Raw genomic sequence first — 13532 nt, forward strand, 5'->3', positions numbered from 1 at the left:
CCATGACCCAGAAACTCGTCATCATCGGGGCCGGCATGGCCTCTGGCCGGGTGATTGAGCATCTGCTTGATGCCGATCCCGGCGCCTATGACATCACCCTGTTCAACGCCGAGCCGCGCGGCAATTACAACCGCATCATGCTGAGCCCGGTGCTGTCGGGCGAGAAGACCTATGAGGAGATCGTCACCCATTCGGACGCGTGGTACGCGGAGCGCGGCATCACCTGCCGGTTCGGCGAGCATGTGGTGAAGATCGACCGCGAGATGAAAGTGGTCGAGGGTGAGAACGGCCATGTGCCTTACGACAAGCTGGTGATCGCCACCGGCTCCGCCCCCTTCATCATCCCGGTGCCGGGCCACGACTTGCCTGGGGTGATTTCTTACCGCGATCTGGATGACACCAACGCGATGATCGAGGCCGCCACCAAGGGCGGCAAGGCGGTGGTGATCGGCGGCGGCCTCCTCGGGCTGGAGGCCGCGGCGGGGCTCAAGGAGCGCGGCATGGATGTGTCCGTGCTGCACCTGATGGGCCACCTGATGGAGCGCCAGCTGGATGAGGCCGCAGGGTATCTGCTGCGCAAGGATCTGGAGGCGCGCGGCATCACCGTGAAAACCCAGGCCTCGACCAAGGCGATTTTGGGCGAGGACCGCGCCCAGGCGGTGCTCTTGGAAAGTGGCGAGACGCTGGGGGCCGATCTGGTTGTGATGGCAGTGGGCATTCGCCCGGAAACCCGGCTGGCCACGGACGCGCATCTGGATGTGGTGCGCGGCATCGAGGTGAACGCGCAGATGCAGACTTCCGCCCCGGATGTCTATGCGGTGGGGGAATGCGTGGAGTTCGGCGGTCATCTGTTTGGCCTGGTGGCGCCGCTCTACGATCAGGCCAAGGTGCTGGCGGACAGCCTGCTGAACCGGCCCAATGCCTTTGCCGTCAAGGAACTGGCGACCAAGCTCAAGGTCACTGGCTGCGACCTGTTTAGCGCCGGGGATTTTGCCGAGGGGGAGGGGCGCGAGGACATTGTTTTCCGCGACCCGGCCCGCGGCATTTACAAGCGGCTGGTCATCGAGGACGACCGTTTGATCGGTGCGGTGATGTATGGCGACACCGCCGACGGCAGCTGGTTCTTCGGGCTGATCAAGGACAGCACGGATATTGAGGAGATGCGCGAGACGCTGATCTTCGGCCCGGCCTTTCAGGGGGGCGCCTCCGCGGACCCTCTGTCAGCCGTTGCAGCCTTGCCGCCTGAGGCGGAGATCTGCGGCTGCAACGGCGTCTGCAAGGGACAGATCACCAGCGCCATCGAAGGCGGCGCAACCGACCTTGGCGCGATCCGCGCCACGACCAAGGCCAGCGCCTCCTGCGGCACCTGCACCGGGCTGGTGGAACAGCTGCTGGCGGTGACGCTGGGCGATGGCTATGCCGCCCCGCAGGCGCAGCCAGTCTGCGGCTGCACCCATCACACCCACGAGGACGTGCGCCGCCTGATCAAGTCGCAGGAACTGAAAAGCCAGGCCGCGGTCTGGCAGGAACTGGGCTGGACCACCCCCAACGGCTGCCATGTCTGCCGCCCGGCGGTGAACTACTACCTGCTGGCGGACTGGCCGCTGGAATACTGCGACGATCCGCAAAGCCGTTTCGTCAACGAGCGCAAGCACGCCAACATCCAGAAGGACGGCACGTTCTCCGTGGTGCCGCGGATGTGGGGCGGCATCACCACCCCGGACGAACTGCGTGCGATTGCCGATGCCGCTGACAAATATGATGTGCCGAAGGTCAAGGTGACTGGCGGCCAGCGTATCGACCTGCTGGGGGTCAGGGGCGAGGACCTGCCCGCGATCTGGTCCGACCTGAACCGCGCCGGGCTGGTGTCGGGCCATGCCTATTCCAAGGGGCTGCGCACGGTAAAAACCTGTGTCGGCACCGACCATTGCCGGTTCGGCACTCAGGACTCGACCGGGCTGGGCATCAAGCTGGAGAAACACCTGTGGGGGTCCTGGACGCCGCACAAGCTGAAGCTGGCGGTCTCCGGCTGTCCGCGCAACTGCGCCGAGGCGACCTGCAAGGACATCGGCGTGGTCAGCGTCGACAGCGGCTATGAAATCCACGTCGGCGGCGCCGCGGGGATGGAGATCAAGGGGACCGAGCTGCTGTGCAAGGTGGCGAGTGAGGACGAGGCGATCGAAGTGATCTCGGCGATGACCCAGATCTACCGCGAGAACGCCCGGTATCTGGACCGGATCTACAAATGGCTGGCCAGGGTCGGGCTTGATTGGGTCAAGGTGCAGATCGTGGACGACGTGGAGAACCGCAGGGCGCTGGCGGAGCGGTTTCAGCTGTCGCAATCCGTCTACCGCAAGGACCCTTGGGCGGAGCACGCGCAGGACAGCGCCACCCGGGCGCGATACGCGCCGCTTGCCAATCTCACCCTGAAGGCTGCGGAATGAACTGGATCGACATCGGCCATATCGACGACATCCCGCCGCATGGCGCGCGGGTGGTGAAAACCCCGGTGGGCTGCGTTGCCTTGTTCCGCACCGGCGCGGCAGAGGTCTTTGCCGCCGACGACCGTTGCCCGCACAAGGGCGGGCCGCTGTCCGAGGGGATCGTGCATGGCCAGAGCGTCACCTGCCCGCTGCACAACTGGGTGTTTGATCTGAACACCGGTGCAGCGCAGGGGGCGGATGAGGGGCGGATCGGCACCTATCCGGTGCGGGTGGACAGTGGCCGCCTGCTGATTGACGGTGATGCTATTGGAAAGCGGAGCGCGGCGTGATGCCGGGGGCCGCCTGCCAGGAAGTCCGCTCCACCTGTCCCTATTGCGGCACCGGCTGCGGCGTGCTGCTGCGCCCGGACGGGCAGGGCGGGCTGGCGGTGCGCGGTGATCCGGACCATCCGGCCAACCGCGGGCAGCTCTGCTCCAAGGGGCTGGCGCTGGGGGAAACCCTGGGGCTGGAGGGCCGCCTGCTGGCACCGCGGGTGCACGGGCAGGAAACCGATTGGGACAGCGCCCTGGACCTGGTGGCCGCCAGTTTCCGGCAGGCGGTGGAGCAGCACGGCCCGGACAGCGTCGGTTTCTACCTGTCGGGCCAGATGCTGACCGAGGATTACTATGTCGCCAACAAGCTGATGAAGGGCTTTCTCGGCTCCGCCAATATCGACACCAACTCGCGCCTGTGCATGGCCTCCACCGTTGCGGGCCACAAACGCGCCTTTGGCACCGACACGGTGCCCGGCACCTATGAGGATCTGGACGAGGCGGATCTGATTGTGCTGGTGGGTTCCAACCTGGCCTGGTGCCACCCGGTTCTGTATCAGCGAATTCTGGCGGCGCGCGGAAGCCGCGGCACCAGGCTGGTGGTGATCGACCCGCGCCGCACCGCCAGTTGCGACCAGGCGGACATGCACCTGAAACTGCGGGCAGGCAGCGACGTGGCGCTGTTCAACCACCTGCTGGCGGCGCTCCGCGCAGGCGGCGCGCTGGATGCGGACTATCTACGGCATGTGAATGGGCTGGGCGCGGCGCTGGACGCCGCCGCCGCGGAGGATGCCTCTGTGACCGGGTTGTCCGAGGGAGAAATCAAGGCTTTCTGCGATCTGTGGATTCGCACCGAGAAGGTGGTGACGATCTTTAGCCAGGGGGTGAACCAGTCCACCTCCGGCGCGGACAAGGTGAATGCGATCCTGAATTGCCATCTGGCCGCGGGGCGCATCGGCAAGCCCGGCTGCGGGCCGTTTTCCGTCACCGGCCAGCCCAATGCCATGGGCGGGCGCGAGGTGGGCGGGCTGTCCAATATGCTGGCCTGCCACATGGATCTGGACAACAGCCGCCACCGCGATGCGGTGCAGGCGTTCTGGGACGCGCCCGCGATGCCTGACCGCGCGGGCCTGAAGGCGGTCGACCTGTTCTGCGCTGCAGGCGACGGGCGGCTCAAGGCGCTGTGGATCATCCACACCAACCCCGCCGTCACCATGCCGGAGGCCGATGCCGTCTCCGCCGCGATAAAGGCCTGCGATTTCACCGTGGTCAGCGACATTACCGCCGCAACCGACACCGCCCGTCTGGCGGATGTGCTACTGCCCGCTGCCGCCTGGGCGGAAAAGGACGGCACCGTCACCAATTCGGACCGCACCATCAGCCGCCAGCGCGCCGCCCTGCCGCCGCCGGGTGAGGCCCGCGCCGATTGGGACATTCTGGCCGGTGCGGGCCGGCGCATGGGCTGGGGCGCGGCGTTTGATTACCAGTCTCCGGCGCAGGTCTTCCGCGAACATGCGGCCTTGTCCGGGCTGGCAGGCGGCTTCGGGCTGGACTTCGATATCTCCGGCCTCAGCTCCCTGTCCGATGCTGGCTATGACGGGCTGGCCCCGGTGCGCTGGCCGGTCAACCGCGACAGGCAGGGCGGGCGGTTCTTTGCGGACGGGCGGTTCTTTCACCCCGACGGCAAGGCCCGGATGCTGGCGGTCCGGCACAGGCCCCCGGCGGCCGCCCCGGACCGCCAGTACCCGTTCCGCCTGAACACCGGCCGCATCCGCGACCAGTGGCACACGATGACCCGCACCGGCATGGCGCCGCGCCTGTCCGGACATCTGGCCGAGCCTTTCGCCGATATCCACCCGGAGGACGCCCGGCGGCTGGGCGTGCAGCCCGCCGACCTGCTGCAGCTCAGCAGCCCGCACGGGCAGGCCATCCTGCGCGCCCGGATCACTGCGGATGTGCAGCCCGGCGACCTGTTTGTGCCGATCCACTGGACTGGAGAAACCGCCCCTTCTGCGCGCATCGATACCCTTGTCGCCGCCGCTGTTGATCCGGTTTCGGGCCAGCCCGAAAGCAAAGCTGCCGTTGTTGCGGCGGAACGCTGGCAGCCCGCCTGGTACGGCTTTGCCGTATCCTGCAGTCCGATGACCCCCCAGGCAGAATACTGGGCCGCGGCACGCACCGGATCCGGATACCGGGCGGAACTAGCGGGGCTGGCTCCGCTTGTGGATCTTGAAGCCGTTGCGCGGGGGCTCTTCGGCTTGCCGGACGTCGGCGTTCAGGTGATGACCGACCGCCGCAAGGGCATCGCCCGGCTGGCCCTGTTTCAAGACGGCAGGGTCATGGCCGCGCTGTTCACTGCGCCGGAGCCGATAGCGGTCAGCCGTGACTACCTGGCGGGTCTGCCGGGCAGCTGCACGGCAGAAGTGCTGACCGGCGTTCCGGCGGCGGGGCGGCCTGATCCCGGTCCTGTGGTCTGTGCCTGTTTTGGCGTCGGTGCCAACACCATCTTGCAGGCCATCGAAAGCGGCGGGCTGTTGAGCGTGGACGAGGTCGGCGCTGCCTTGCACGCGGGCACAAATTGCGGCTCCTGCCGCCCTGACATTGCAGACCTGCTGGCACGGCGCCCGTTCAGGCAGGCCGCGGAATAGGAGGGTTTCAGATGCCGGTTCCTCCAGCAAAGGTGTCCGCGATCTGCTCACTCTGCGCGCTGTGCAAGGGCTGCAGCAGGCTGATACGGTTTTTCGATCGCCTTGTCGAGAAAGAGGTTCTGAGCCTTGCTCGGCCTGCAGCCAAACGGGTCTTTGCCAGGAAACACGTCGGGGCCCACAGCTGGCCGCAGGACAGGATCAACGCGGCCGTTGTGGGGGAGGCCTTGAAGGGCCGCCGGGTCGTGCGCCTGAAATCGGGAGATCCCAGTATCTTCGGGTGTGCTGCGGCAGAACTGGCCGCCGCGCTTGCAGCAGACATCGATGCGGAGATCGTTCCCGGGATCACCACTGCCTGCGCCGCCGCTGCGCAATCCGGTACGCCACTGACCGAACGCGGCCTGTCTGACACGCTTGTGCTGACCACTGCCAGATGCAAAGCCGGCGACTCTCTGCCCGATTACGTCCGGCATGAAATGCCGGGAACCACAATTGCCTACTACATGTCGGTGGAGCAGGCACCGCGGGTGCGCGACGGTCTGCTCGGCCAAGGCTTGTCAGCCTCCACTCCGGTCACGATAGCTGCGGATGTTTCCAAGCCAAGTGCACGGACCGTCTCTTGTGGCCTCAGCGTGCTTCCGGACACCCTGAAACTTCATGAAATCTCCGGTTGTGCAGCAATTATCATCACATTTCCAAAACTCGGGTCCGGGCAGGTTTCTCTCCCAAAAACTAAGTCTTGCCGGCAAATAGCACGGCCTTAGGCGGGCTGCCGGAACGCGCGAAATTCCTTCTGCCATGCGGCGCGAGTTTTTGAGCATTGCAGAAGATCAGGCTCTGGTCTCATTGAATTTCAACGCCAGCAGATGGCGAGGGCGGTAAGAGTTATAGCTGACAGGAAGACTTTTGAGCATTGCTGTACCGTGTGGCGGCCCGCCGCCAGTCCTTCTGCCTGCCGAACATAATCTCAATGCGGTTACGCCGCTTATATCGGCGTTTGTCGTATCTGATGGCTTTCTTGCGCTGCTGTCGGCCGTGGATACGGGCACGTATCATTTTGTCTTTAAACATTTTTTAACCTACATCTTGGGCGTCCGTCATCCAGAAATGATCAGACACACACCATTCGTTTTTCAACCGTGAATCATGCCGCCAATCGGATATCAATAGGTCCTGAGCCTTATAGGAGACGCAGTTTGGGGTAGCGTGTACCCGGGCAAAAATGAATTCCAATAATCATACTTATGTTAATTAATTTAACCGCGCTAACTGCCTGATGCGGACCAGTCAGTCCGTCCCTTCAGCCAGACTTTGCACCGACTGAAGGTATGTGATGACGCTGCCCAGGGAGCGGGATACCATCATAGGCTGACCGCTTGGCAGGGCCAAAGTCACAAATTGATCCTCATCCAGGGTCGGGCCAAACATTGGCATATCACCGTGGGCGGCAACCGGCTGGCGGCCATCTATTTGCTTGGCAACAGCTGCCATCGGGAATTCACCGTAATTGCGCGCGGCCAAGTGGGTCAGGTCCGGCGGCTGCAAGGCCATCATCTCCGCCATCGGTCCCAGGCTTGCCGCGTCCTTGCCGTGGCATTCAGCGCAGAAATACAGGAACAGGTCCCGCCCCTCTTCCACGCCGTGGCTTTGCGCCCAGCCCGGCCCTGCCGCAATTGCAAGTGTTGTCGCCAGCCGCATCAGCATTGCTGTTCCCCTTTGCTCCGGAACCTCCGTGCCGCCCGGCCCGAACCCGGTATCTACCGCACATGATGTGATGATAGCGGCAATCCGGCAGCGCAGGATTGACTCAGAGCAAGGCAGGATGAGCGGAACCCGGCTAGGCTCCGCAACTGCTGCAACGGGACGGGGTGCTTTGCCATGACCAAAACTGCCGGTGCACTTCTTGCCGCGGCGGCTGTTCTGCTCTCGGCCGCTGCCGTCTATCTGTTCGTTTCTGAAAACGGCGCGGGCCTGCCCGATGGTTTCGTCCAGGGCAACGGCCGGATCGAGGCCGAACAGGTTGAGATCGCCGCCGCCCGGGCCGGCCGGGTGGCCAAGGTGCTGGCCGCCGAGGGCAGCCTGGTGGCGGCGGGCAGCATCCTGGTGGAAATGAACACGGATGAGCTGGCGGCGGCGCATGACCGGGCCACTGCCGAAGCCGCGCTTGCGCGCCAGACCAGGGCCGAGGCCGAGGCGCTGGTGGTCCAGCGCCAGAGCGAGCAGCGCCGCGCAGAGCATGAGCTGGACCGCGCCACCGCCCTGCTGGCCGGGCACAACATTTCAGAAACGGTGTTTGAAGAACGCGAAACCGCCCACCAGGTCGCCGAGGCGGTGCTGGGCGCGGCCAAGGCGCGAGTCGCCACAGCGGAGGCAGGGATTGCGGCCGCTGAAGCAGAGGTCCGCCGGATCGCCGCGCAAATCGAGGACAGCACCCTCACCGCACCGGTGCCGGGCCGCGTCTTGTACCGGCTGGCGGAACCGGGTGAGGTGGTCGGCGCCGGCGGCCCGATCCTGACGCTTCTGAGCCTTGAAAACATCTATATGGAGGTGTTCCTGCCCGCCCGCGAGGCCGGTCTTCTGCCAATCGGCGCCGAGGCGCGCATCGTGCTGGACGCCCTGCCCGATTACGCCATTCCCGCCACAGTCACCTTCGTCTCGCCAGAGGCCCAGTTCACCCCCAAGCAGGTCGAGACCCTCAGCGAACGCGAGCAGCTGGTGTTCCGCGTCCGCGTCCGCATCCCGCAGGATCTGGTGGCGGCGCGGATCGAACATGTGAAAACCGGCCTGCGCGGCATTGCGGTGATCCGGCTCGACACCGCCAAGGAATGGCCCGAAGCGCTGGAGCGGCGCATCCCGCCTGAGCTGTTCGAATGACTGCCCGGGCAGACAGTCCCGGGATACGCATCGCGGAGGTCAGCCACCGCTACCGCAAGCATACTGCGCTGGACACGGTCTCCCTGGACCTTCCACCGGGCCGGCTGGTCGGTTTCATCGGCCCGGACGGGGTCGGCAAGTCGACCCTTCTGGGCCTGGTCACCGGCGCCAAGAAGCTGCAGGCCGGCACCATAGATGTCCTTGGCGGCCCCATCGGCGACGCCGCGCACCGGCGCCGCATCTGCCCTGCCATTGCCTTCATGCCGCAGGGTCTGGGCCGCAACCTCTATCCTGAGCTTTCCGTACGCGAAAACCTGGAGTTCTTCTCGCGGCTGTTCGGCCAGGGCGCGGCAGAGCGCGAGGCCCGCATCGCATCGCTCCTCACAGCCACCGGGCTGGCGCCGTTTGAAGACCGGCTGATGGGCAGGCTGTCGGGCGGCATGAAGCAGAAGCTGGGCCTCTGCTGTGCCCTGATCCACGACCCCAAGCTGCTGGTGCTGGATGAACCGACCACCGGCGTTGACCCGCTGTCGCGCCGCCAGTTCTGGGCGCTGATCGGCGCCATCCGGAAAACCAGCCCCGGCCTCACCGTGCTGGTTTCCACCGCCTATATGGAGGAGGCGCAAAGTTTCGACTGGATCGTCGCCATGGATGCAGGCCGGGTGCTGTACCAGGGACCGCCGGATGACCTGAAGCGCCAGACCGGCGATCTGGAAACCGCATACCGCCAGCTGCGGGCAAACGGCAGCCCGCCGCCGGTTCAGCACCCTGCCCCAGCGGCGCACAGCGGCGAGCCGGTCATCACCGCCCGCGGCCTGACCCGCCGCTTTGGCGATTTCACCGCCGTTGACCACGTCGATTTCAGCATTGCCCGCGGGGAAATCTTCGGCTTTCTTGGCTCCAATGGCTGCGGCAAGTCGACAACCATGAAGATGCTGACCGGCCTCTTGCCCATCAGCTCCGGCGAGGCGCAGCTGTTCGGCAAGCCGGTGGATGCCAGGAACCGCGCCCTGCGCCGCGAAATCGGCTATATGAGCCAGGCGTTCTCGCTTTATGGCGAACTGACCGTTGAGCAGAACCTGCAGCTACACGCCCGCATTTTCGGGATCAAGGACCGCGCGGCCCGGGTCGCCGAACTGACCCGGCGCTTCGGCCTGGAGGCGCACAGCACCTCCCTTGCCGCCGCCCTGCCCCTGGGTATCAAGCAGCGCCTGTCGCTGGCGGTAGCGGTGATCCACCGTCCGCGGGTGCTGATCCTGGACGAACCGACCTCCGGCGTCGACCCGGGGGCGCGGGATATGTTCTGGGCGCTGCTGCTTGAGCTGTCGCGCAACGACGGTGTGACGATATTCGTCTCTACCCATTTCATGGGCGAGGCCGAACGCTGCGACCGGGTTTCCTTCATGCACGCGGGCAAGGTTCTGGCCGAGGGCACGCCCAAGGCGCTGATGGCATCGCAGGTTGCGGACACGCTGGAACAGGCCTTTGTCTCCATCCTCAGGGCCGCCGACCCCCCTGCCCCGGTCTCCGCACCCGAAACAACGGTTCAGACAAAAGGCCGCGCAGCGGGCGGCCTCACCCGTGCGCTGGCCTATGCGCGGCGCGAAACGGTGGAGGTGCTGCGCGACCCGGTGCGGCTTGCCTTTGCCTTCCTCGGCTCGGTGATCCTGATGCTGGTGTTCTGCTTCGGTATTTCGCTGGACATCGACGAGCTGGACTATGCCGCCCTCGACCTGTCGCAAAGCCCCGAAAGCCGCGCCTACCTCGCGGAGATTTCCGGCTCCCGCTACTTCCGCCCCGCACCGCCCCTGGCCAGCGCCGCCGACGGGCGCAAACGGCTGGTCTCGGGCGAGGTCTCGCTGGTGGTGGAGCTGCCGCCCGATTTCGGTCGCAAGCTGCGCGCAAATGAACCGGCAGAGGTGCTGGCGATTGTCGATGGCGCCATCCCCTTCAAGGGTGAAACGGTGGAGGGTTACGCCGCCGGTCTGCATCAGACCTTCCTGAGCGCCGAGGCCGCCGCCAGCGGCATCCGGCAGGGTGAAACCGCCCGCATAGAGCCGCGGTTCCGCTACAATCAGAGCTTCGAGAGCATCGCCGCCATGGCGCCCGCAATGCCCGCCATCCTGCTGATCATGCTGCCCGCGGTGCTGATGGCGGTCAGCGTCGCGCGGGAAAAGGAACTGGGCTCGGTCACCAATTTCTACGTCACGCCCACCACCCGGCTCGAATTCCTGATCGGCAAGCAGATCCCCTATATCGTGATCGCCTATTTGAACTTCCTGCTGCTGACGGTGATGACCATCGCGGTCTTCGGGGTGCCGCTCAAGGGCGACCCGCTGCCCCTGGCACTTGGCGCGCTGCTCTATGTCTGGGCCGCCACATCCTATGGGCTGCTGATTGCCACCATGACCTCCAGCCAGGTGGCGGCGACCTTTGCCACCACCATCGCCTCGGTGGTGCCGACGATCCAGTTCTCCGGCCTGCTGCAGCCGGTCTCGACACTGGAACCCGGCGCCCAGACCATCGGCGCGCTCTGGCCGTCATCCTATTTCCTGCATCTGAACGTCGGCGCCTTCACCAAGGGGCTGGGCTGGGAGGCGCTGCTGCCCGATATCCTGGCGCTGGCCTGCTTCGGACCGGCCCTGACCCTGCTGGCCGCGCTGGCGCTGCGCGCGCAGGAGAAGTAGATGCGGCGGCTCTCCTGCATATTCTGGCTCGGCCTCAAGGAGATGATGAGCCTGCGCCGCGACTGGGTGATGATGGCGCTTCTGGTCTGGTCCTTCACCCTGGCGCCGGTGATGGAGGCAACCGGGGTCGCAACCTCGGTCAACAACGCCTCGATCGCCTTTGCGGATGAGGACAACTCGCCCCTGTCCCGCACCCTGGCCGCCGCGTTTTTCCCGCCGGAGTTCCAGCCGGTGGTGCAGATTGAACCCGGTACCGGTGCCGCCCGGATGGACGCCGGCCACTTCCTGTTCGTGGTTGCCGTGCCGCCGGGGTTCGAAAAGGACGTCCGCGCGGGCCGGGTGCCGGAGATCCAGGTGCTGATCGACGCCACCGCGATGGAACAGGCAGGCATCGGTGCCAATTACATTACCAGCATCCTCAGCGCCGAGATCCGCCGCTTCGCGGTGGGCGCCGGCCTCGCCGCGCCGCAGAGCCTGGAGATCATCATCCGCAGCGCCTTCAACCCGAACCGCGACACCGTGCGCTTTGCCGGCATCAACGCGCTGATCGGCCAGATCATGTGGCTGACCACGATCCTGACCGGCGCCGCGATGATCCGCGAGCGCGAGCACGGCACCATCGAGCACCTGCTGGCGATGCCGCTGTCGCCCTTCGACATCGCCGCGGCCAAGATCTGGGCCAACGCCGCGGTAGTGCTGGCGGCGGCAGCTCTGTCTCTGGTCTTTGTGATGCAGGGGGTGCTGGACATCACCATTGCAGGCTCCACGGCACTGTTTCTCGGCGGCACCGCCCTGTTCCTGTTCACCGCCACCGCGCTGGGGGTGTTCCTGGCAACGGTCGCCCGCTCCATGGCGCAGTTTGCGCTGCTGGTGATGCTGACCATCCTGCCGATGCTGATGCTGTCAGGCGGCGAAACCCCGGTGGAAAGCCAGCCCGCCTGGCTGCAGGCCGCCACCACCCTGCTGCCCTCGCGCCATTACATGTCCGCCAGCCAGGCCATTGTCTTCAAGGGTGCAGGAGCCGAAACCGTCTGGCCGGAATTCCTGTGGATGGCGCTGCTGGGCGCGGCCCTGCTGGCGGCCAGCCTGGTGCTGTTCCGCCGCTCCGTGGCGCAGGACGGCTAGCGGATCACCACCACGGTGCATTTGGCATGGCGCACCACCCGCGCCGCCGTCGAGCCCAGGAAATAGTCCTGCAGGCCCGGCCGGTGCGAGGCGATGACAATGCAATCCGCGCCATGCGCGTCCGCATAATCGGTGATCGTGCGCCCGGCATGGCCGGTCACCACATCCGCCTTGACGTCCGTCACCCCGCCCAGGTCTGCCTTGAGCGACGCCAGCATTTCTGCGCGGGTGCCTTCCAGCAGCCCCTCCGGCAGCTGCTGCACCACATAGCCGGGGATCTCGTCAGCAACGGTCAGCGCGGTGATCCTTGCATCGCTGTCCGCCAGCAGGCGGGCAGCCTCCAGCGAGCGGGCCGTATTGGCACCGTGATCCGGTGCGACGGGAACCAGAATATGCTTGTACATCGTGATCCTCCTTTGATGCCGCCCGAGTGTACGCCGCCCGCCGCCGCCCCGCATTGACGGAGGTTAGCCGCCCCAAGGCCGCCGATTGATCCGGATCATGGCACCTGCCGGCAAACCTGTTCTACTGATCAATGCGGTGCGCACCCGCCTGCCGCGATCCAGCCCGGAGGCCCGCCATGCAACGCAAAACCTCTCTCTTCGTTCTTGCCACTGACACCAGCGACGCAACCATCACTGCCGCCGCCGAGGCAGCGCAGGGCCAAAACACCTACCTGGCCTGCCTGCTGCTCGATAATCCGCCCGGCAGACCCTACTTTGTCTCCGGCACAACAGCCTTCGGCTCGGCTGCGATGCCCGCGAACTGGGTTGATCATCTGCGGGACGCCCGCCAGGCGGCAGAAACCCGCGCGGCAGAGGTGAACGATCTCCTCACCCGCAACACCTGCTCTGGCGATGTGCACTATGCGGTCTGCGCCGGCTCGGACATCCGGATGCTTTGCGCCCAGCGGGCCAAGACCTGCGACACCGCGCAGTTTGCCGATGGCCTCAGGGACCACGAGGCTGTCTTCCGCGAGGCGCTGCACGGCCTCCTCTTCCAATCGCCGGTTCCGGTCATTGTGAACGGCGCGCCCTTTGCCAGCTACAGCCGCGTTTTCCTGGCCTGGGACAGCAGCCTTGCCGCCTCCCGCGCGGCCCACGCGGCCCTGCCCTATCTGCGCCACGCCGAGGAGGTTGTGATCGGCTGCTTTGAAACCAGCGTCTCCGATCAGCGCGACGGCGAGGATCCGGGCACCGATGCCGCCGTCTGGCTCAGCCACCAGGGCTGCAAGGTGACCGTGTCGCAATTCCCCGGCGGCGGCCAGGACGTCGGCCACGGCATCCAGCAGCGCGCGCGCGAGGCCGGGGCCGGGCTGGTGGTGATGGGGGCTTATGGCCATTCCCGCCTGCGCGAGGCCGTTTTCGGCGGCACCACCCGCACGATGATCGAGCAGACGGACCTGCCGGTCCTGTTTGCCCACTGATCGCTTACGCTCAAAAATTC

General features: G+C 65.9%; 10 protein-coding genes and 1 pseudogene. 8 read left to right on the forward strand and 3 right to left on the reverse strand.

All coding sequences use genetic code 11. The features are described 5' to 3' along the window. Positions 1–2 precede the first annotated feature (2 nt). Genes nirB through GC1_RS07315 form a run of 4 tightly spaced genes read left to right on the forward strand, consistent with a single transcriptional unit; the run spans position 3 to position 6164 of the window. The gene (gene nirB / locus GC1_RS07300) at positions 3–2444 is read left to right on the forward strand and encodes a nitrite reductase large subunit NirB (RefSeq protein WP_019296408.1); all 2442 of its coding nucleotides are present in this window, start codon (positions 3–5) and stop codon (positions 2442–2444) included. Then, positions 2441–2773 (forward strand): nitrite reductase small subunit NirD, encoded by a 333-nt coding sequence (gene nirD, locus GC1_RS07305; protein WP_019296409.1) that lies wholly within the window; start codon positions 2441–2443, stop codon positions 2771–2773. The genes nirB and nirD overlap by 4 nt, the downstream gene beginning before the upstream one ends. Beyond that, complete coding sequence (locus GC1_RS07310) at positions 2773–5403, forward strand: nitrate reductase (protein WP_019296410.1); 2631 nt, start codon at positions 2773–2775, stop codon at positions 5401–5403. The genes nirD and GC1_RS07310 overlap by 1 nt, the downstream gene beginning before the upstream one ends. Positions 5404–5414: 11 nt before the next feature. Beyond that, the gene (locus GC1_RS07315) at positions 5415–6164 is read left to right on the forward strand and encodes an SAM-dependent methyltransferase (RefSeq protein WP_052260499.1); all 750 of its coding nucleotides are present in this window, start codon (positions 5415–5417) and stop codon (positions 6162–6164) included. 89 nt (positions 6165–6253) lie between these two features. On the opposite strand, the pseudogene GC1_RS22130 reads toward GC1_RS07315, so the two are convergent. Together GC1_RS22130 and GC1_RS07320 are read right to left on the reverse strand one after the other, a co-directional pair. Next, a pseudogene (locus GC1_RS22130) lies at positions 6254–6465 on the reverse strand (transposase); the annotation flags it as partial. A gap of 222 nt (positions 6466–6687) precedes the next feature. Next, entirely contained in the window at positions 6688–7104 is a 417-nt protein-coding gene (locus GC1_RS07320; RefSeq protein ID WP_019296411.1) for a c-type cytochrome, read from the reverse strand. Positions 7105–7278: 174 nt separating this feature from the next. On the opposite strand from GC1_RS07320, the gene GC1_RS07325 reads away from it, so the two are divergent. From GC1_RS07325 to GC1_RS07335, 3 genes are read left to right on the forward strand one after another with little or no spacing between them, the layout of a single operon-like run. Then, the gene (locus GC1_RS07325) at positions 7279–8274 is read left to right on the forward strand and encodes an HlyD family secretion protein (protein ID WP_019296412.1); all 996 of its coding nucleotides are present in this window, start codon (positions 7279–7281) and stop codon (positions 8272–8274) included. Further along, a complete protein-coding gene (gene rbbA / locus GC1_RS07330) occupies positions 8271–10961 on the forward strand; it encodes a ribosome-associated ATPase/putative transporter RbbA (RefSeq protein WP_019296413.1) in 2691 nt (896 codons plus the stop codon). The genes GC1_RS07325 and rbbA overlap by 4 nt, the downstream gene beginning before the upstream one ends. Then, positions 10962–12086, forward strand: coding sequence for an ABC transporter permease (locus GC1_RS07335; protein ID WP_019296414.1), 1125 nt, complete (start codon positions 10962–10964; stop codon positions 12084–12086). Here GC1_RS07335 and GC1_RS07340 read toward each other — a convergent pair. Continuing rightward, positions 12083–12490, reverse strand: a complete 408-nt coding sequence (locus GC1_RS07340; RefSeq protein WP_019296415.1) for a universal stress protein — start codon at positions 12488–12490, stop codon at positions 12083–12085. The two genes, GC1_RS07335 and GC1_RS07340, sit on opposite strands and share 4 nt — an antisense overlap. 176 nt (positions 12491–12666) lie before the next feature. Between GC1_RS07340 and GC1_RS07345 the strand changes: the two genes are divergently transcribed. Continuing rightward, complete coding sequence (locus GC1_RS07345; RefSeq protein WP_019296416.1) at positions 12667–13512, forward strand: universal stress protein; 846 nt, start codon at positions 12667–12669, stop codon at positions 13510–13512. Positions 13513–13532 lie beyond the last annotated feature (20 nt).

Origin of the sequence: Leisingera sp. ANG1 (genome assembly GCF_000203975.2) — a bacterium.
In the GTDB taxonomy this organism is placed as follows: domain Bacteria; phylum Pseudomonadota; class Alphaproteobacteria; order Rhodobacterales; family Rhodobacteraceae; genus Leisingera.